The sequence below is a fragment of the Pseudomonas sp. RA_15y_Pfl1_P11 genome (genome assembly GCF_963970975.1).
Classification (GTDB): Bacteria; Pseudomonadota; Gammaproteobacteria; order Pseudomonadales; family Pseudomonadaceae; genus Aquipseudomonas; species Aquipseudomonas tritici.
Genome location: NZ_CAXAOY010000007.1, coordinates 155,908 through 176,276, shown reverse-complemented (window position 1 = coordinate 176,276; position 20,369 = coordinate 155,908). Strand labels below are relative to the sequence as shown.

The window sequence follows — 20,369 nt, the reverse complement described above, 5'->3', positions numbered from 1 at the left end:
GCGGTGTGCCACTAACCGTTATAGCGAGGTTTTCTGCGGGCGACAACAGAGCATGCGGGAACACGTGCGGGATGGGATTTGACGGTAGGAAGGGGCAGACCAGACGTGTCTGAAATCAACACAACCCAATGTGGGAGTGGGCTTGCTCGCGAAGGCGGTGGGTCAGTCACCAGTTGTGTTGACTGACACGTCGCCATCGCGGGCAAGCCCGCTCCCACAAGGGGATTGTGTTTACAGGGTCAACGTCAGGCGTTTTACCAAGGCGCCTGGCAATAAGTTGGAGGCGGTGTTGCGCTGGCTATACGTACTCGCCGACAGCAGCAATTCCCTGTCAACGGTCAGCGCTTCCAACTGCGAACCAAGCAGGCTATAGATGCTGTCATCAAACCGCATGGTACTCACCGGCGCCTTGATCTCGCCGTCTTCCACCCAGAAGGTGGCGAAGCGCGTCATGCCGGTCAGGCGTGCCGCCGGCAGGTCCGAGTAGTTCAGGTACCACAGGTTGCTGATGTACAGCCCGGTGCCCAACTGCTTGAGAATATCGGCCTGGGCCAGGCTACCGGCAGCCATCTGCAAGGCGCTGGGCGATTCATCACTGCTCGCGCCATTGGTACTCAAGCCGTATTCGGCAGCGCTGCGTGAGTTGATCAGTTGGCCATCGGCTTTCCCCGCATTGATCAGCGTGACATCGCCGCGTGGGTAACCTTCGGTGGAAAACGCCTGGCTCAGGGAACCGCTGATCTGTTCAGCCACCGTCACCAGCGGGCTCAGGGACTGTTCGCCGGCATACAGCTTTTGCAGCGAGCTGCCCTTGCTGGCGATGGCCTGGGCGGAAAACCCACCCCAGGTGATGATGCTGATGATTTCTTCAATCGCCGCCGGGGCGAGGTAAGCGCGGTATTGTCCAGGTGCCAGCGTGTGCAGTGGGCGGCCGAGGAACTCAAGCTGTTCGCGGGCCTGCTGGAGGCGCGCGGCAAACTCGGCGCTGTCCCAGGTGTGTCCGGCGTAGCTGGCTTTCACCGCTTCGCCATTGGCGTGGAACAGGCTGAAATCGAAGTTGAAACTATTGGCCTGGTGCCAGCCGAAGGCGCCCGACGAACTGGCGAAGCCTCGGCTGATGGGGCCCGACGCATAGAAACCGACCAGGTCGACGCCTTGCGCGGCCCGGCTGATCTCTTCCAGTACCTGAGCCAGTGCCGGCAGCGGTCGGGTGTGTGCGTTGTTGCTTTGCCAGGCGTTGTGGTTCAGCAACAGGTACGGATCCTGGGGCAGCAACGGCAGGGTTTCACGCAGCTGTTTCAGGCCATCGGCCAAGCGTTGGCGGTCCAACTCCGGCTCGCCTGCCAGGGTGATGCCCAGGTCGGCGTGGCGGCCGTCGTTGATCAGTTTCAGGTTGAGGCTGGCCTGTTGCACCTGGCCGGCCTGGCGCACCTTGGCGTGGTTGAAACGCACGAACTCGGACGCTTCATCCGCATAGCCCAGGTGGAATTGTTCGCGGTCGGTGATGGCGTGCTTGAGCCACTCCACCAATGCCTTGAAGTTGTTCATCAGGCGTCTCCCCCAAATACGTCGACATCACTGAATACGCAGGCGGGCGACGCATGGCCGACGCGGATCACCTGGTTGGGTTCGCCTTTGCCGCAGTTCGGCGTGCCCAGGACCTTGAAGGTGCTGGCATCGCCAACCGCACTGAGATTGCGCCAGAAGTTTGCGGAAATAGCCCGGTAGTTGGGGTTCTTCACCACACCTTTCAGCTCACCGTTTTCGATCAATTGGCCCCATTCACAGCCGAACTGGAATTTATTGCGCGCATCGTCGATGGACCATGAACGGTTGGTCGACATCAGGATGCCGTTTTCTATGCCGCCGATCAGTTGTGCAAGGCGCTTGTCGCCAGCTTCGATGTTGAGGTTGGCCATGCGGTCGATGGGCGCACGGTTCCAACTGCTGGCCCGGCTGTTGGCCACGCCTGGCATGCCGGAGCGGTATTGCGACAGCGCCCCGCCCAGCGGTTTGAGCAACCGCCCTTCGCGGATCAGGAACTGCTTGCTGGCGCGGGTGCCGTCGTCGTCATGGCGGTAGCTGGCGAGTTGCTCGGGGATGTCCGGGTCGAACGTTACGTTGAGCAACTTGGAGCCATATTGCAGATGGCCGAAGTCGCCGGCCTTCACAAAGCTGGTGCCGGCGTAATTGCGCTCGTCCCCCAGAATGCGGTCCAGCTCCAGCGGGTGGCCGATGGATTCGTGGATCTGCAGGATCATCTGATCGGGCATCAGCAGCAGGTCGCGCGGGCCGTTGGGGGTGTTCGGTGCGAGCAGCAGTTGCAGGGCTTCGTCGGCGATGCGTGGCGCGGCACCGATCAGGCCGAAGCGGCTGATCACCTCAACGCCGCCTTGCTGGCCGAAGTTGCTGCCGCCCAGGGTGCGGCTCTGGCTGTCGTTGCCGTCATAGGCCGTGACGTTGACGCCGGGGAACACGAAGCGCTGGGCCTGACGCAGTTCGGCGCCCGCGTTGTTGAGGTAGATCTGCTCGACGTGGGTCAGGCCGAGGCTGACTTCCCAGTTCACCAGGCGCTCGTCCTTGGGCACGGCGGCGGATTCGTCACCCAGCAGTTGGTAGCAGTCGCTCAAGGACGGGAAGGGTTGGTTAAGGTCGGGGGACAGGTAGTCCGCCACATCGCTGGAGACGTGCTGGTCGCGCAGGTCGAGCAGCGCGTGGGGCTTGATCAACCGGGCTTGCTGTTCGGCGCGCGCAAGGGCGGCTTGCAGGCCATGCAGGGAAATGTCGTGCGTCGCGGCGTAGGCTTCCACGCCATTGAGACGCACGGTGAGCATGGCGCCTTCGTCGTGGTTCATGTGGGGTGGTTCGGCGACGTTCTTGCGCACGGCCAGGTATTGGCCGGACTCGCGCACGTAACGCAGGGAGAAGAATTCGGCGGAGGTGCGCAGGGCACTGAAATGCTGTTTGAGTGTGGAGTGGTGGTCGAACATGGGACCTTCCTTGTGGGCGGCTCGTCGCGCGCAGGCAAACAGAGTAGCTGATCAAGGAGAGGTTTTGCAGTGAATGGTCGGGCCCCTTCGCGAGCAAGCCCGCTCCCACATTTTGACCGTGTGAACCCGATCAACTGTGGGAGCGGGCTTGCTCGCGAAGGGAGCACCGCGGTGTATCAGTTACTGTGCAGTCGGGCCCACTTCACGCATCGGCTTGCCACGCACCGGCGCATCGCCTGCCACGTAGTAGTCGGCGGTGCTGCGCGGCAGCGGCTGGCGACCACGGATCTTGTCGGCGATTTTCTCGGCGATCATGATCGTCGGCGCGTTCAGGTTGCCGGTGGCGATGATCGGCATGATCGACGCATCGACCACACGCAGACCCTGCATGCCATGCACGCGGCCTTCGCCATCCACTACAGCCATCTCGTCGGTGCCCATCTTGCACGAGCAGGACGGGTGGTACGCGGTTTCGGCGTGCTCGCGGATGAACTTGTCCAGCTGCTCATCGGTTTGCACTTCAATACCTGGGCTGATTTCGCGGCCACGGAACGGGTCCAGTGCCGGCTGTTGCATGATTTCACGCGTCAGGCGGATGCCGTCGCGGAATTCCTGCCAGTCCTGCTCGGTAGCCATGTAGTTGAAGAGGATGCTCGGGTAGTCCCGTGGGTTCTTCGACTTCAACTGGATGCGGCCACGGCTTGGCGAACGCATGGAACCCATGTGCGCCTGGAAACCGTGTTCTTTTACGCCATTGCTGCCGTTGTAGTTAATCGCGACCGGCAGGAAGTGGTACTGGATGTTCGGCCATTCGAATTCCGGGCGTGAACGGATGAACCCGCCTGCTTCGAACTGGTTGCTGGCGCCGATACCGGTGCCGTTGAACAGCCATTCGGCACCGATGGCCGGCTGGTTGTACCAGAGCAGCGACGGGTACAGCGACACCGGTTGGGTGCACGCGTATTGCAGGTACAGCTCAAGGTGGTCCTGCAGGTTTTCGCCGACGCCCGGTAGGTCGTGGACCACCGGGATGTCGAGGCTTTCCAGCAGTTTGGCCGGGCCAACGCCGGAGCGTTGCAGCAATTGCGGCGAAGCGATTGCGCCGCTGCACACCAGCACTTCCTTGCGAGCGCGGGCTTCAACGCGCTCTTCGGCTGCGCCGATCAGGTAACGCACGCCAACCGCACGCTTGCCTTCAAACAATACTTTGTCGGTGAGGGCGTGGGTGACGATGGTCAGGGTCGAACGCTTTTTAGCCGTGTCCAGGTAACCGCGCGCGGTGCTGGCGCGACGGCCGTTAGGCGTGACAGTTCGGTCCATCGGGCCAAAGCCTTCTTGCTGGTAGCCGTTCAAGTCTTCGGTACGCGGGTAACCGGCTTGTACGCCAGCCTCAATCATCGCGTGGAACAGCGGGTTGTTGCCGGCTTTAGGCGTGGTCACGCTGACCGGGCCATCGCCGCCGTGCCAGTCGTTCGGGCCGATGTCACGGGTTTCGGCTTTGCGGAAGTACGGCAGGCAGTCCAGGTACGTCCAGTCTTCCAGACCGGGCAGCTTCGACCAGTTGTCGTAGTCCATGGCGTTACCACGGATGTAGCACATGCCGTTGATCAGCGAAGAACCACCCAGGCCCTTGCCGCGACCACATTCCATGCGACGGCCGTCCATGTGTGGCTCTGGTTCGGTCTCGTAGGCCCAGTTGTAGCGGCGGCCTTGCAGCGGGAAGGCCAGGGCTGCTGGCATCTGGGTACGGAAGTCAAGACGGTAGTCGGGGCCGCCGGCTTCCAGCAGCAAAACGGTGACGCCTTCGTCTTCGGTCAGACGGGTCGCTAAGGTGTTGCCCGCAGAACCTGCGCCAACAATGATGTAGTCGTATTCTTGAGTCATTTGTACTCCGGGGGAGCTGCAAGCTCCTAGCTTCAAGCTGCAAGAAAGAGCAGCGAGCGATGCATGTGGGAGATGCGGCAAACCAAACTGCTTTTACTTGCAGCTTGAAGCTTGCCGCTCGAGGCTCATCAGAACACTGATGCGTAATCGCCCAGCTCAACCTGTACTGATTTGATGCGGGTGAAGTTGTTCAGCGAGCTGATCCCGTTCTCACGGCCCACACCGGATTGCTTGTAGCCACCCACTGGCATCTTGGCGTCGGACTCGCCCCAGGCGTTGATCCAGCAGATACCCGCTTCCAGTTGATGAATCACGCGGTGGGCGCGGTTCAGGTCCTTGGTCACCAGGCCGGCAGCTAAGCCGAAGTCGGTATCGTTGGCGCGGCGGATCACTTCTTCTTCGGTATCAAAGGTGAGGATGCTCATCACCGGGCCGAAGATTTCTTCACGCACGATGACCATGTCGTCGGTGCAGTCGGTGAACACGGTCGGGGCCACGAAGGCGCCTTTGGCGAAGTCGCCGTCGGTCAGGCGGTCGCCGCCGCACAGCAGGCGGGCGCCTTGCTCTTTACCCTTGGCGATGTAGCCCAGCACGCTTTCCATGTGGGCAAAGCTGACCAGCGGGCCGAAGTTGGTGTTGTCGTCTTCCGGGTTGCCAACGCGGATGCGCGCAACACGTTCAACGATCTTGGCTTCGAACGCCGCTTGCAGGTGTTTGGGCACAAACACGCGAGTGCCGTTGGTGCAGACCTGACCGGAGCTGTAGAAGTTGGCCATCATCGCGATGTCGGCTGCACGATCCAGGTCGGCGTCTTCGAACACGATCAATGGCGACTTGCCGCCCAGTTCCATGGTCACTTCTTTGAGCGACGAGCTCGAAGCGCTGGCCATGACTTTCTTGCCGGTGTCGGTGCCGCCGGTGAACGAGACTTTCTCGATGCGCGGGTGCTCGGTCAGCCAGGTGCCGACTTCACGGCCGCTGCCGGTCAGTACGTTGAACACGCCAGCCGGAACGCCAGCTTCGGTGTAGATCTCGGCCAGTTTCAGGGTGGTCAACGAGGTGACTTCGCTTGGCTTGAAGATCATCGCGTTACCGGCGGCCAGGGCCGGTGCGGATTTCCACAGGGCGATCTGGATCGGGTAGTTCCATGCACCGATACCCGCGACCACGCCCAACGGCTCGCGGCGGGTGTAGACGAACGACGTGTCGCGCAGTGGGATCTGCTCGCCTTCGATGGCCGGCACCAGGCCTGCGTAGTACTCCAGTACATCAGCGCCGGTGACGATGTCGACGTACTTGGTTTCGGAGAAGGATTTGCCGGTGTCCAGGGTTTCCAGGGCGGCCAGTTCATCGTTGCGCTCGCGCAGGATGTCGACGGCACGGCGCAGGATGCGCGAACGCTCCATGGCGGTCATCGCCGCCCAGATTTTCTGGCCTTTCTCGGCGCTGACCACGGCACGCTCAACGTCTTCTTTCGTTGCGCGTTGCACTTGGGCGAGAACTTCACCGTTAGCCGGGTTGATGGCTTCGAAAGTGGCATCGCTGCCAGCGTCGCTGTAGCCGCCGTCAATGTAGAGTTTTTGCAGTTCGAAACGGGCCATAAAGTCCTCGCAAGTGCATAAGTGGTTGGCGTTAACCGCCGAAAAGTGAGCCATAAGGGTGTGGCAACACTGAGCGGCAACAGTTCAGGGGTTGAGCGGTTACGTATGCTCTAACTCACCTGCTTGGCCAATTGGAAATCCATGTATTCGTAAGCGATCCGTTGCGCCTGCTCCGTGTCGAAAGCGTCTCCCGACAGGGCGCCGCGCAACCACAAACCGTCGATCAGGGCTGCCAGGCCTCTGGCTGCTTTGCGTGCGTGCGGCAGCGGCAGCACTCGGCGGAACTGGCAGCACAGGTTGGAATACAGACGTTGATCGTTGATCCGCTGCAACCTGTGCAATGACGGGTGATGCATGCTGGTGGCCCAGAAGGCCAGCCAGGTTTTCATTGCCGGTCCGTTGACCTGGCTGGCGTCGAAGTTGCCCTCGATAATCACCCGAAGGTGCGCCCGTGGACTGTCGTCCTTCAGCGCAAGCCTGCGTTCGTGGACGTTCTCGATCAGCGCGTTCATCAAATAGCGCATCGTCGCTGCAATAAGGCCGTTCTTGTCCTTGAAGTAGTGACTGATGATGCCGTTCGAGACGCCGGCCAAACGGGCGATCAGCGCAATGCTGGCATCTCCCATTCCGACCTGATCGATCGCCGCCAGCGTGGCTTCGATCAACTGCTGGCGGCGTATGGGTTGCATACCGACCTTGGGCATGTAGAACCTCTCCTTAGGCCTGCGACGGGCGATGAACGTTCGTCGACTTGGTGGCCAGTCTATTTTGTTTTGATTGAACGTTCAATCAACAAAGAATAAGCTCTGCGACAAATGGTCGCTGCCTATAGGCATTCCCTACAAATGGGCGGCGACATCTGACACCTGCGAAAACCCCTGAAACGGGCCATATAGGGGCCTGGCACCGCCTCGGCGGGGCACAAGGATTTTCGGGGTGTCTTTATAACACCCGTCCGTCGACTGCCGAAAAATCGATGTTCCGGGATAACCGTTGCCTTGTGTTTCTCTCTCGCACTGCCCGGAGCATCTGCGCCATGAGTTCTGCCTCTCTTATAAAGACCCCGCCGGAAAAGGTCAGGGTCAACGGTTGGGTGTTCTACACCTCCACCGCGCTGATTCTGTTGTTGACTGCCATCCTGATCATCGCCCCGCAAGAGGCCGGGCGCATGCTTGGCATCGCCCAAGCCTGGCTGTCGAAAAGCTTCGGCTGGTATTACATGGTGGTCATCGCCGCCTACCTGGTGTTTGTGGTCGGCCTGGCGTTTTCGTCCTTTGGCAAGTTGAAACTGGGCAGCAAGGACGACACTCCGGACTTCAGCTACGGCGCCTGGGCCGGCATGTTGTTCTCGTCGGGTATCGGCATCTCGCTGCTGTATTTCGGCGCTTCGGAGCCGCTCGACCACTACTTCAACCCGCCTGAAGGCGCAGCAGCGAGCAATGGCGCCGCTCGCCAGGCGTTGCAATTGACCTTCTTGCATTGGGGCCTGCATGGCTGGGCAATCTATGCCCTGGTCGGCCTGGCCGTGGCGTACTTTGCCTACCGTCACAACCAGCCGCTGGCCTTGCGCTCGGCGCTGTACCCGCTGGTGGGCGAGCGTTGGGTGAAAGGCGCGGCCGGCCACGCGGTGGACGGTTTCGGTATGTTCGTGACCCTGCTCGGCCTGGTGACCAACCTGGGGATCGGCGCGATGCAGGTGTCGTCCGGGTTGGAAAACCTGTTCGGCATGCAGCACAGCAACACCAACTTGCTGATCGTGATCGTCGTGATGAGCACCGTGGCAACCATTGCTGCTGTGTCGGGTGTGGAGAACGGCATTCGCCGCCTGTCCAACCTCAACATCGTGCTGTTCAGCGGGTTGCTGATCTTCGTGCTGCTGTTCGGTCCGACCCTGCATTTGCTCAACGGCCTGGTGCAGAACACCGGTGATTATCTCAACGGCATCATCCTGAAAACCTTCGACCTCTACGTGTACCAAGGCGACGCCGACAAGACCGAGCGCTGGATGGGCCTGTGGACCCTGTTCTACTGGGCCTGGTGGATTTCCTGGGCGCCATTCGTGGGCATGTTCATCGCGCGTATTTCCCGTGGTCGCACGGTACGTGAACTGGTCGCCGGCGTGTTGCTGATCCCGCTGGGCTTCACCCTGGCGTGGCTGTCGATCTTCGGCAACTCGGCGCTGGACCTGGTGCTGAACCACGGTGCGGTAGAACTGGGCAAGACGGCGCTGGAACAGCCGTCGATGGCTATCTACCAACTGCTTGAGCATTACCCTGCGTCGAAAATCGTCATCGGAGTGTCGATCTTTGTGGGCTTTGTGCTGTTCCTGACCCCGGCGGATTCTGGCGCGGTGATGATGGCCAACCTTTCCTGCAAAGGCGGCAATGTGGACGAAGACGCGCCGCACTGGTTGCGGGTCTTCTGGTCGGCGGTGATCACCCTGGTGACCATCGGCCTGCTGTTTGCCGGCAACTTTGAAGCCATGCAGACCATGGTGGTGCTGGCGGGGCTGCCGTTCTCGGTGGTGCTGATCCTGTTTATGTTCGGTCTGCACAAAGCCATGCGCCAGGACGTGGCGATGGAACAGGAGCAGGCGCAATTGGCCGAGCGTGGCCGCCATGGTTTCAGCGCGCGTTTGACCGCGCTGGACCTGCAACCGAGCCAGGGCACCGTGCAACGTTTTATGGACAAGCGCGTCACGCCTGCGCTGGAAGAAGCGGCGCTTACGTTGCGTAACCAAGGGCTGCAAGTGCAGACCTTGCTTGGCAAGTCCAAACGCTGCATTGGTGTGCGTGTAGAGATGGAAGAAGACAACCCGTTTGTCTATGAGGTGAGCCTGGATGCTTACTCGTCGGCACCCAATGACCTGCCCGAGGAAGAGCGTACCCGTTACTACCGCGCCGAGGTTTACCTGTACAACGGGCCTCAGGAATACGACCTGATGGGCTTCGCCCCAGAACAGATTACCCGGGACGTGCTCGATCAGTTTAAAAGCCATCGGCAGCTCCTTGGCCGGGTCTATAGCTGATGATTGAGCAGGCGGCGCCCTCGATGGCGCCGCTTGGTTAATGCCTAAATACCTCCATTTGGTTACGCCGTGGTTAGCCCAGGTTCTTGCCTAGCAAGGCATGGTAAAGCTCGGTGTCTCCGAGTATTCCCACCACTTGGTTGTTGTCATGCAGCACCAATTTATTGCCGGTGTGATACCGAATGTGCAACGCATCGCGCATGCCGATATTGGAGTCCACCAGTGTCGGCAGCCGGCCCAGACCTTCCAATGTCTGCCCAGGTGCCCAGTTCTGCAGGTTCATCCCCACGCCATTCTGGCGCGCGCCCTTGATGGTGTTACCTTCGGCCAGGTCCAGCCACGAGTCGTCGCCTGGGTCGAGACACACCGATCCGTTCACGCGCGTGCAGTTGTCCAGGGTGCGCATCAGGCTGCGGCCGCACAGCACGTTGAGCGGGTTGGTATGCGCGACGAAGGTGCGCACGTAGTCATCGGCCGGGTTCAGCACGATCTCTTCCGGCACGCTGTACTGGACGATCTTGCCGTCTTTCATGATCGCGATCCGGCTGCCCAGTTTGAGCGCCTCATCGAGGTCGTGGCTCACGAACACAATGGTCTTGTTCAGTTTGCGTTGCAGCTCCAGCAATTCATCTTGCAGGCCTTGACGGATCAGCGGGTCGAGGGCGGAGAAGGGTTCGTCCATCAACAAAATGTCGGCGTCCATCGCCAGCGCGCGGGCCAGGCCGACGCGCTGCTGCATGCCGCCGGACAGCTCGTCGGGCTTCTTGTTGCGCCATTGGCTCAGGCCCACCAGCTCCAGTTTTTCATCCACCAGCTTGCGCCGGTCTTTTTCCGGGCGGCCCTGCATTTCAAGGCCAAAGCTGATGTTCTCGCGCACGGTCAGCCAGGGCATCAGGGCAAACTTCTGGAACACCATGGCGATGCGTTTGGTGCGCATCATCTTCAGTTCGGCGGGTGTGCAGGATGCGATGTCGATCTGGTGACCCTCATGCTCCACGAACAACTGGCCACGGCTCACGGTATTGAGGCCGTTGATGCAACGCAGCAAGCTCGACTTGCCGGAGCCTGACAGGCCCATCAGCACGCAGATTTCGCCTTTCTCTACATCCAGGCTGGCGTTCTCGACGCCAACAATTTGCCCGGTCTTTTTCAGGATCTCGTTACGGCTCATGCCCTGGTCCAGCAGCTTGAGCGCTTCGCGTGGGTCTTTGGAGAAAATCACGTCGACATTGTCGAATCGGATAATGCTCATGCATCACCCCCTACTTTAGCGTCGGGTTGTTTGCAGATACGGTCGAGCATGATCGCCAGCAATACGATTGCCAGGCCGGCTTCAAAGCCCAGGGCAATGTCCGCGGTGTTGAGTGCGTTGACCACCGGTTTGCCGAGGCCGTCGGCGCCCACCAGGGCCGCGATCACCACCATCGACAACGACAGCATGATGCATTGGGTAATGCCGGCGGCAATGCTCGGCATGGCATGGGGCAGTTCAATGCGCGAGAGCAACTGACGGCGCGAGCAGCCAAAGGCCTTGCCGGCGTCCATCAACTCTTGCGGTACGTCTCGGATACCCAGGTAGGTCAGGCGGATCGGCGCGGCAATCGCGAACACCACCGTGGAAATAAGCCCAGGCACCACACCCAGCCCGAAGAGGGTCAGGGTAGGGATGAGGTAGACGAAGGTCGGTACGGTCTGCATCAGATCGAGCACCGGCCGCATCAGGGTGTAGAACAGCGGTTTGTGCGCGGCAACAATGCCCAGCGGCACACCGATGACCACGCAGACCAGGGTGGCGAACAGCACTTGCGCCAGGGTCTCCATGGTTTCCTGCCAGTACCCGAGGTTCAGGATCAGCAGGAAGGAGGCAATGACAAATACCGTCAGGCCCCATTTGCGTTGAATAAAGTGAGCGAGTAGCGCAACCAGACCGATCAATGCCAGCGGATTGAACCAGGTCAGCGCAAACGTCACGCCTTGGATCATCGTTTCCAGGGTCGATGCGATTGCGTCGAAGTAGTTGGCACCGTGTTGGGTCAACCAATCGACGAAGGCAGCGATGTACTGGCCTAGTGGGATTTTATGTTCAGTCAGCATGGTAGTGAATGTCCACATGCGAAGAGGGAAAACATCCCGGGGCAGCGCACCGCCCCGGGGTCAGCGGTTGCTATTTGGCGAGGTAGGCTTTCACGGCGTCGAGCCCAGGTTTGCCATCAACGGTGGTGACACCGGCGAGCCAGGTGTCGAGTACTTGAGGGTTTTTCTTCAGCCAGGCTTTCGCGGCGGCGTCGGGTTTCATCTTGTCGTCCAGGACATTACCCATCAGGGTGCTTTCCATGTTCAGGGTGAACGACAGGTTTTTCAGCAACTGGCCAACGTTGCTGCATTCCTGCGTGTAACCCTTGCGCACGTTGGTGTAGATGGTGGCCTGGCCGTAGTTGGGGCCGAACGAATCGTCACCGCCAGTCAGGTACTTCATCTTGAAGCGGGTGTTCATCGGGTGCGGTTCCCAGCCAAGGAACACGATGGCCTGGTTCCGCCTGGTGGCGCGTTCCACTTGCGAGAGCATCCCGGCTTCACTGGACTCAACCACTTTGAAACCGGCGGTTTTCAGGCCGAAGGCGTCTTTGTCGATCAGCGTCTTGATGGTGCGGTTACCGTCGTTGCCCGGCTCGATACCGTAGATCTTGCCGCCCAGTTCATCCTTGAATTTGACGATGTCGGCGAAGTCTTTAAGGCCCTTGTTGTACAGCGTTTCCGGGACCGCGAGGGTGTATTTGGCGTTCTCCAGGTTGGCGCGCACGGTTTCCACGGTGCCGGCATCACGGTACTGCTTGATGTCGTTTTCCATGGTCGGCATCCAGTTGCCGAGGAAGATGTCCATGTTCTTGCCGTCGGCCAGCGACTTGTAAGTCACCGGTACCGAAATCATCGTGGTGCGCGGCGTGTAGCCCAAGCCCTTGAGGATTTCGCTGGTGGTCGCGGTAGTGACGGTAATGTCGGTCCAGCCGACATCGGAGAAGTTAACGGTATGGCACTGTTCCGGTTCTGCAGCGTTCGCCAAGACTGGCAGACTCAGCATGGCGGCCAACAACAACGAGGGTGAACCTTTCATCGGGGTAGACTCCTGTGTCTTTTTTCTGGCGGCATTCGCCGCGCTTTATAAGTGTTGCGGTTGGGGCGTGCGATGAAGCGCAGGCACGGTGCCTTGCAAACGAGTCGGGACTGATCATGTACCAGTGAAAATCTGACGCCTACAGGGGGCGTCGTATCCAGTACAGGGATGGTCGCATCCAGTGTCGGTAACGTCGCTTACAGATTTTTCCAGTGGCAAAACCGCAGTTTTTACCGATCTGCACCGCTAAAAACGGCCAAAACGCCTGATCGCACGAGGGCGGCGTTGGTGAGCATGGTTACGTCGGTGTGAGACGCCGTGAGGGCGGATAAAAGCTTGATGATGCCGCCATCTGGGCGATCTGAGCGTAGCAGCTTGTTCATGCCTAGCCTGCTCACCGAGGAGTTTCACGGCAATGGCTATCAGCGTTTTCGACCTGTTCAAGATCGGCATCGGGCCTTCGAGTTCTCACACCGTCGGCCCCATGCGCGCCGCGGCGTTGTTCGTCCAAGCATTGCGTGAACGTGATCTGTTGGAACAAGTCAGGCGCGTCAAAGTTCAGTTGTATGGCTCATTGTCCGCCACTGGCATCGGCCACGGCAGCGATACCGCGACCATCATGGGCCTGATGGGCGAGTGGCCGGACGCAATTGACCCGTCGCAAATCGGTAGCCGTATTCACACCCTGCGCGAGACCGACACCCTGTTGCTGGACGGGCGTTTGCCGGTGCCGTTTGTATGGGCGCGGGACATGCGCCTGCTCGACGAAAACCTGCCGTTCCATCCCAACGCCATGACCCTGGTGGTGCACGGCGATAACGGCGAACTGCACCGTGATACCTACTATTCAGTAGGTGGCGGTTTTGTCGTGGATGAAGCCCAGGCGCACAGCGGCGTGGCCGATATGGATCGTACCGAGTTGCCTTACGAGTTTTCCAGCGCGGTGGAGCTGCTGCAGTTGTGCAAGACCCACAATCTGCGCGTCGCCGAGTTGATGCTGGCTAACGAAAAAGTCTGGCGCTCTGAAGAAGAAATCCGCAGCGGCCTGATGAAACTCTGGCGCGCCATGCAGGATTGCGTGGAGCAGGGCCTCAAGCACGAAGGCATCCTGCCTGGCGGCCTGAACGTGCGCCGACGTGCCGCCAAGTTGCATCGCAGCCTGCAAGAGTTGGGTAAGCCGAACGTTATCGGCTCGACCTTGAGCGCCATGGAGTGGGTGAACCTGTTCGCCCTGGCGGTGAACGAGGAGAACGCCGCTGGTGGGCGCATGGTCACCGCACCCACCAACGGCGCGGCGGGGATCATCCCGGCGGTGCTGCACTACTTTATGAAGTTCAGCGAGGCAGTCACCGAGGCCAACGTGGTCGACTACCTGCTCGGCGCGGCGGCGGTGGGGATCCTGTGCAAGAAGAACGCCTCGATTTCCGGTGCCGAAGTGGGCTGCCAGGGCGAAGTGGGCTCGGCCTGCGCGATGGCCGCCGCCGGGTTGGCCGAGATCCTCGGCGCCACGCCGGAGCAACTGTGCAATGCGGCCGAAATCGGCCTGGAACATAACCTCGGCCTCACCTGCGACCCGGTGGGCGGGCTGGTACAAGTGCCGTGCATCGAGCGCAATGCGATTGCCGCGGTGAAGGCGATCAACGCCGCGCAGATGGCTTTGCGCGGTGATGGGCAGCACTTTATCTCGCTGGACCGGGTGATCCGCACCATGCGCGACACCGGGGCGGATATGCATGACAAGTACAAAGAGACGTCGCGGGGTGGGTTGGCGGTGAGTGCTGTGGAATGTTGAGTCAGTGACACTGCTATCGCAGGCAAGCCAGCTCCCACCTTTGGAATGCGTTCCCCTGTGGGAGCCGGGCTTGCCCGCGATAGCGGTAGTTCAAGCAATACTGCGCATAAAGTGAACACCCCGAACCAAAAGCGCCACCTTTTAGCGCGTCGCAAACAGATAAGTGGCCGCCAAACGATTCCGCGCCTGACCACCCGTCACCCGTGCTTGTGGTGACAGACGTTTCCCACACCCGCAAAGCGCCTTCCCACAAGTGCTACCGAACTGCTCACAGCCCTTGAGCAGGCTCGCTCCTACGACTAATTCCGGCTATATCCGTACGTGCTGCGTGGGCTTATTTAGACACATCATGAGGTCGTTTTTAGGAGTTATTGGACGGTCATTCAATTTTAGGCATGGCATTTGCTCTATCTATTCAAAGCCTCTCGCTCCGTTTTTTACAGGCAGGGATGAAGAGCGCGATAACAAGAGCCTCGCCTGAGGCCATCACCCGCTTTGTGTGAGGAGATACCGCGATGACGTCGTTCAACTCAGGGGCCCAACCCCAGAACCGTGCGCCTCAATCCATCGGCTTTTTGCTGCTGGACAATTTCACGCTGATTTCCCTGGCGTCCGCAGTCGAACCCCTGCGCATGGCCAACCAGCTCTCCGGCCGCGAGCTGTATCGCTGGACGACCCTGAGTGTCGACGGAAACCAGGTGTGGGCCAGCGACGGTCTGCAAATCACGCCCGACGCCTCCATGCATAAAGCCCCGGCCCTGGACACGGTGATCGTGTGCGGCGGCGTGGGTATCCAGCGCACCGTTACCCGTGAACATGTGTCGTGGCTGCAAAGCCAGGCGCGCCAGTCCCGTCGCCTGGGCGCGGTGTGCACTGGCAGTTGGGCCCTGGCCTGCGCCGGTTTGCTCGACGGCTTTGATTGCAGCGTGCACTGGGAATGCCTGGCCTCGATGCAGGAAGCCTTCCCACGCGTGGGCATGAGCACACGCCTGTTCACCCTCGACCGCAACCGTTTCACCAGCTCCGGCGGCACCGCCCCGCTGGACATGATGCTGCACCTGATCAGCCGCGATCACGGCCGTGAACTGTCGGCCGCGATCTCTGAGATGTTTGTGTACGAACGCATCCGCAATGAGCAGGATCACCAGCGTGTGCCACTCAAGCACATGCTCGGCACCAACCAGCCGAAGCTGCAGGAAATTGTCGCGCTGATGGAAGCCAACCTGGAAGAGCCGATCGACCTGGATGAACTGGCGGTATACGTCGCCGTGTCCCGTCGCCAGTTGGAGCGGTTGTTCCAGAAGTACCTGCACTGCTCACCGTCGCGCTACTACCTCAAGCTGCGCCTGATCCGCGCACGGCAGTTGCTCAAGCAAACGCCGATGTCGATCATCGAAGTGGCGTCGGTGTGCGGGTTTGTGTCGACGCCGCACTTTTCCAAGTGCTACCGCGAATACTTCGGCATTCCGCCACGGGATGAGCGCGTTGGTTCCAACACCGCCCAACAGGTGGCGATGATGCCGATTCCGCAGGCGCTGGTGCTGTCACCGTTGTCGGGGACGATGTCGGCGTTGAGCCAGGCGCGTAACGAGTCGACTTTCGCCAGCGTAACGCTCTAGAACGCGTTGCCTCTATCGCAGGCAAGCCCGCTCCAACATTTTGATCTGTGAACAAGGTCAAATGTGGGAGCGGGCTTGCTCGCAAATGCGGGCTATCAGGTGCCCGAGTTCTGCTTGAACTGAACCAAAGCCGGCAACAACTGCTTGTCGATCGCCTGCCTCACCGCCGGCAAGATCGTCGCGCTACCGGTGTACATCTGCTCAACCATGCCCTTGAGTGCCTTGGCCCGCGCCGGGCTCAAGCCACGCACCGCGCACTCGCAGGCCTGCTCGGCGGTGGCACCGCTGGACACTTCAAAGCCCAATGAGCGCAGTTGGCCCAGCAGGTCATCCTGGTCAATCAAGTCCGCGTGCATCATGACGTTTATCCTGGTGTAGGGAGCGGGATCTGACGTGGATTCTGGTAGGCCATCAGCCGGTCGGCAAGGGCAGAATCAACGAATGCCTCAGATGGCTATGAACAGGTCGTTTTCGAGCCGTTTACCGACAGCAGTAATGGGTACATTGACTGCCAGGCAAGCGACTTGAAGGTTTGGTCACCCTCGGGATGTAAGGCCCACACAAAGCACTCTGCCCCGATCTTGTCACGGCTTGATCGGGGCTTTTTTTGGCTGTTCATTTTGGCGTGGGTAACCCTATGAGGCGGCCGAGGAGGGCGGGGCGGGCCAGGTCGGTCTGCTCGGCGTGGATGGCCGCAAGTTTCCCCCGCGTGGCCTCGGTGAATGGCGCCGAATGCGGGCCGGCGAGGTCCACGTGCAGCAGCATTTGCTCGTTGCCCGCCAGTTCCTTCGCATCACCCACCAAGTGCAGGCTGTGATAAAGATGCAGGCGCTTGGCGTCATGGGCGATCAGTTGGGTATGCACCTCGACCTCGGCCCCCAGTTTCACCTCGTGCAGGTAGTTCAGGTGCAACTCCAGGGTGAACAGTGAGTGACCGCTGGCTTCGCGGCTTTCACGGGTAAGGCCCAGTGTGTCCATCAGCGCGTCGGTGGCGTAGCTGAAGATCAGCAGGTAGAACGCGTCGCGCAGGTGGCCGTTGTAATCCACCCAGTCGGGGAGGATGTTTGTGGTGTAGGTGGTCAGGGCAGGCATCACATAAATTCCGAATTTGTACGCGGTCAAAATTGTGGTTTATTCAGTGAAGCTCATACCGTGCTTGGCCTTGGTGGTTTTCACGGCTTCCAGCACCGCCAGCAGGCAATCATCACGATAGCGCTCCAGCGCAGATATGCTGTGTTTTCCCAGCTGATCGCTGGTGCCGTCCACCACATCGTCAATCAGCTTGTCGGTCAGTTCCGGCGCCGGCAGGTAAGTCCACGGCAGTTGCAACGCCGGGCCGAACTGCGCCATGAAGTGCCGCATGCCGGCATCGCCACCCGCCAGGGTGTAGGTCAGGAAGGTACCCATGAACGACCATCGTAGCCCCGCGCCAAAGCGGATGGCGTCATCGATTTCGCCCGTGGTGGCCACGCCGTCATTGACCAGGTGCAGCGCCTCACGCCACAGCGCTTCCAGCAGACGGTCAGCGATAAACCCAGGCACTTCCTTGCGCACATGCAAGGGCCGCATGCCGAGGGATTCATACACCTTGATTGCCGCCTGAATGGCCTCTGGCGCAGTGTTCTTGCCGCCGACGACTTCCACCAGCGGCAACAGGTAAACCGGGTTGAACGGGTGGCCGACCACGCAACGCTCAGGGTGAGTCGAGCGCTCGTAGAACTCGCTTGGCAACAGGCCGGAGGTGCTTGAGCCAATCAGCGCATTTGGCTTGGCTGCCGCGCTGATCTTGCTGTGTAACTCCAGCTTCAGCGCCAGGCGTTCCGGGGCGCTTTCCTGGATGAAGTCGGCGTCTTTCACGCACGCTTCGATAGTGTCGACAAAGCGCAGGCGGTCCTGGGACGCGCCCGATGCCAGGCCTTGTTTCTCAAGGGCGTCCCAGGCGTTGGCGACGCGCTTGCGCAGGGCGGCTTCGGCACCGGGCGCCGGGTCCCAGGCGATTACATCCAGGCCGTGGGCCAGGGCGCGGGACACCCAGCCGCTGCCGATAACACCGCTGCCGAGGGCGGCGAAGGTTTTGATTTCGGTGATAAAGCGCATTGGCAAATTCCTGAAAAATTCGATGATCCCCTGTGGGAGCGGGCTTGCTCGCGAAGGCGGTGTGTCCGTTGATGCATTGGGTACTGACCCACCGCTTTCGCGAGCAAGCCCGCTCCCACATTTTTGATCCGGTTTCGGCAGGGAGTCAGCCGCGTTTGGTCAGGCCCATCTTGATTCGGCCTTCCGTCGGGGTCATGACCCGAGCACCCAACCGGCTGAGAATTTCACTCGCGCGCTCCACCAGTTGCCCGTTGGTGGCGAGCACGCCTTTGTCCAGCCACAGGTTGTCCTCCAGGCCTACCCTCACGTTGCCGCCCAGCAGCACCGCTTGCGCGGCCATTGGCATTTGCATGCGACCGATGCCGAAACCGGCCCATACCGCGTCGGCGGGCAGGTTGTCGACCATGGCTTTCATGGTGGTGGTGTCGGCCGGCGCGCCCCAGGGAATGCCCAGGCACAGTTGGAACAGCGGATTATCGAGCAGGCCTTCCTTGATCATCTGCTTGGCAAACCACAGGTGACCGGTGTCGAAAATTTCCAGTTCGGGCTTAACGCCCAGCGCTTGGATGCGCTTGGCACCAGCCCTTAGTTGCGCCGGGGTGGACACGTAAATGGTGTCGCCATCGCCGAAGTTCAGGGTGCCGCAGTCCAGGGTGCAGATCTCCGGCAGCAGCTCTTCCACATGGGCCAGGCGGGTCAGCGGGCCGACCAGGTCGGTGTTAGGGCCGAACGCCATCGGGTGCTCGCCGCCACCGATCTCCAGGTCGCCGCCCATGCCGGCGGTGAGGTTGACGATGATGTCGATGTCGGCCTCACGGATGCGTTCCATCAATTCGCGGTACAGGGCCACGTCACGGCTGAACTTGCCGGTCTCGGGGTCGCGCACGTGGCAGTGCACCACGGTGGCGCCGGCCTTGGCGGCTTCCACCGCTGCGGCGGCGATTTGCTTGGGGGTGACCGGCACGTGCGGGCTTCTGCTGGTCGTGTCGCCAGCACCGGTGAGTGCGCAGGTGATGATGACGTCGTGGTTCATGGGGCGGTTCCTTACAGGCGTAGTGATGCCGTTCGCAGCCGCTTGTGGCTGCGAAACGGTGATTGAAAAGGGGTTACTTGCTGGTCAATTGCAGGTTGGCCGCAGCCGGTTTGCCATCGAAGGTGGTCACACCTTCCAGCCAACGAGCCTGGTCTTGCGGGTGATCCTTGAGCCACTGTTTGGCGGACTCGAGGGCGTCCTTGTGATCCAGCAACGGCTGCATCATCCGGCTCTCGTCGGCGGCGGTGAAGGTCAGGTTGGTCAGCAGTTTGTGCACATTGGGGCACTGCTCGGCGTAGGTTGGCGCGGTCACGGTCCACACGGTCGCCATGCCTTCGTTCGGGCCCAGGGCGTCGTCGCTGCCGGTGAGGTAAGTCATGGCGACGTTGACGTTCATCGGGTGCGGCGCCCAGCCAAAGAACACCACCGCCTCCTTGCGGCGAACCGCCCGGTCCACGGCGGCGAGCATGCCGGCTTCACTCGATTCCACCAGTTGGAACTTGCCCAGGCCGAACTGGTTCTTGGCGATCATCGCCTTGATCTGCGTGTTGGCGCCCGAGCCGGGCTCGATGCCGTAGATCTTGCCGCCCAGTTCTTTTTCGAATGTGGCGATGTCGGCGAAGGTTTTCAGGCCCTTGTCCGCCAGGTAGGTCGGCACGGCGAGGGTGGCGCGCGCGTCTTCCAGGCTTGGTTTGTCGAGGACCTTGACTTGCTTGGCGTCGATGAATGGGGTGATGGTCTGGGTCATCAGTGGGTTCCAGTAGCCCAGGAACATATCCAGGCGTTGGTCGCGGATGCCGGCGAAGATGATTTGCTGCGATGCACTGGTCTGTTTGGTCTTGTAGCCGAGGCCGTCGAGCAACACTTGGGTCATGGCGCTGGTGGCGATTACATCGGTCCAGTTCACCACACCCATGCGCACGTTCTGGCAGGACGCCGCATCGGCGGCCATTACGTGGGTGCTCAAGATGGCGCTGGCGCTGACTGCGAGCACGCAGCGGCTGATCAGTCGGTTCATGGTGGATCCCTCGGCAGGTCGTTATTGTGGGGGCCGGCGTCTTTGTGCGCCGTGAGGCTGATGGTGCGGGTTTTACGTTACGTCGCTTTGGGGGCGACAAAACGCACGGCGGCGACCCGCTCTTGCACTGCAGCGACCTGCCCCCCTTGAATCCGCCCGTGAACGGGAGTATCACAGTGCCACGCTGCCCGTCCG

Annotated in this window: 16 protein-coding genes; 3 read left to right on the top strand and 13 right to left on the bottom strand. The window is 60.7% G+C overall.

Going from position 1 to position 20,369, the window contains the following annotated elements; genetic code table 11:
• Positions 1 to 231: 231 nt before the first annotated feature.
• From AACY44_RS11520 to betI, 5 genes are all read right to left on the bottom strand, one after another.
• Positions 232 to 1,548 carry a TldD/PmbA family protein gene (locus AACY44_RS11520; RefSeq protein ID WP_339415320.1) on the bottom strand — a complete coding sequence of 439 codons (1,317 nt, stop codon included), beginning with the start codon at positions 1,546 to 1,548 and terminating at the stop codon, positions 232 to 234.
• Entirely contained in the window at positions 1,548 to 2,990 is a 1,443-nt protein-coding gene (locus AACY44_RS11515) for a TldD/PmbA family protein (protein ID WP_339415321.1), read from the bottom strand. Before AACY44_RS11515 ends, AACY44_RS11520 begins: the two co-directional genes overlap by 1 nt.
• A gap of 180 nt (positions 2,991 to 3,170) precedes the next feature.
• Positions 3,171 to 4,874, bottom strand: a complete 1,704-nt coding sequence (betA, locus tag AACY44_RS11510; protein WP_339427662.1) for a choline dehydrogenase — start codon at positions 4,872 to 4,874, stop codon at positions 3,171 to 3,173.
• A gap of 128 nt (positions 4,875 to 5,002) precedes the next feature.
• Complete coding sequence (gene betB / locus AACY44_RS11505; protein ID WP_339415323.1) at positions 5,003 to 6,475, bottom strand: betaine-aldehyde dehydrogenase; 1,473 nt, start codon at positions 6,473 to 6,475, stop codon at positions 5,003 to 5,005.
• Positions 6,476 to 6,585: 110 nt separating this feature from the next.
• Positions 6,586 to 7,179 (bottom strand): transcriptional regulator BetI, encoded by a 594-nt coding sequence (gene betI, locus AACY44_RS11500; RefSeq protein WP_339415324.1) that lies wholly within the window; start codon positions 7,177 to 7,179, stop codon positions 6,586 to 6,588.
• 389 nt (positions 7,180 to 7,568) lie between these two features.
• Here betI and AACY44_RS11495 point away from each other — a divergent pair, with 389 nt between their 5' ends.
• A complete protein-coding gene (locus tag AACY44_RS11495) occupies positions 7,569 to 9,503 on the top strand; it encodes a BCCT family transporter (RefSeq protein ID WP_339415459.1) in 1,935 nt (644 codons plus the stop codon).
• 73 nt (positions 9,504 to 9,576) lie between these two features.
• On the opposite strand, the gene choV is transcribed toward AACY44_RS11495, so the two are convergent.
• The 3 genes from choV to AACY44_RS11480 form a co-directional block, all read right to left on the bottom strand.
• Positions 9,577 to 10,755, bottom strand: coding sequence for a choline ABC transporter ATP-binding protein (gene choV / locus AACY44_RS11490; RefSeq protein ID WP_339415325.1), 1,179 nt, complete (start codon positions 10,753 to 10,755; stop codon positions 9,577 to 9,579).
• Positions 10,752 to 11,597: a choline ABC transporter permease subunit gene (choW, locus tag AACY44_RS11485; protein ID WP_339415326.1), complete on the bottom strand. Its 846-nt coding sequence runs from the start codon at positions 11,595 to 11,597 to the stop codon at positions 10,752 to 10,754. Before choW ends, choV begins: the two co-directional genes overlap by 4 nt.
• A 70-nt stretch (positions 11,598 to 11,667) precedes the next feature.
• Entirely contained in the window at positions 11,668 to 12,615 is a 948-nt protein-coding gene (locus AACY44_RS11480; protein WP_339530302.1) for a choline ABC transporter substrate-binding protein, read from the bottom strand.
• A 415-nt stretch (positions 12,616 to 13,030) separates the two neighbouring features.
• On the opposite strand from AACY44_RS11480, the gene AACY44_RS11475 reads away from it, so the two are divergent.
• Together AACY44_RS11475 and AACY44_RS11470 are read left to right on the top strand one after the other, a co-directional pair.
• A complete protein-coding gene (locus AACY44_RS11475; protein WP_339530300.1) occupies positions 13,031 to 14,407 on the top strand; it encodes an L-serine ammonia-lyase in 1,377 nt (458 codons plus the stop codon).
• Between the two features lie 515 nt (positions 14,408 to 14,922).
• Positions 14,923 to 16,026: a GlxA family transcriptional regulator gene (locus AACY44_RS11470; protein ID WP_339530298.1), complete on the top strand. Its 1,104-nt coding sequence runs from the start codon at positions 14,923 to 14,925 to the stop codon at positions 16,024 to 16,026.
• Between the two features lie 95 nt (positions 16,027 to 16,121).
• Here the strand turns inward: AACY44_RS11470 and AACY44_RS11465 are convergent, their stop codons facing one another.
• From AACY44_RS11465 to AACY44_RS11445, 5 genes are all read right to left on the bottom strand, one after another.
• Entirely contained in the window at positions 16,122 to 16,385 is a 264-nt protein-coding gene (locus AACY44_RS11465) for a hypothetical protein (RefSeq protein WP_065871872.1), read from the bottom strand.
• A gap of 256 nt (positions 16,386 to 16,641) precedes the next feature.
• Positions 16,642 to 17,118, bottom strand: coding sequence for a thioesterase family protein (locus AACY44_RS11460; protein WP_339415330.1), 477 nt, complete (start codon positions 17,116 to 17,118; stop codon positions 16,642 to 16,644).
• 39 nt (positions 17,119 to 17,157) lie between these two features.
• Positions 17,158 to 18,123, bottom strand: coding sequence for an L-carnitine dehydrogenase (locus tag AACY44_RS11455; RefSeq protein ID WP_339415331.1), 966 nt, complete (start codon positions 18,121 to 18,123; stop codon positions 17,158 to 17,160).
• Between the two features lie 145 nt (positions 18,124 to 18,268).
• The gene (locus AACY44_RS11450) at positions 18,269 to 19,156 is read right to left on the bottom strand and encodes a 3-keto-5-aminohexanoate cleavage protein (protein ID WP_339530296.1); all 888 of its coding nucleotides are present in this window, start codon (positions 19,154 to 19,156) and stop codon (positions 18,269 to 18,271) included.
• 73 nt (positions 19,157 to 19,229) lie between these two features.
• Positions 19,230 to 20,174, bottom strand: coding sequence for a choline ABC transporter substrate-binding protein (locus tag AACY44_RS11445; RefSeq protein WP_339427667.1), 945 nt, complete (start codon positions 20,172 to 20,174; stop codon positions 19,230 to 19,232).
• Positions 20,175 to 20,369: the final 195 nt, after the last annotated feature.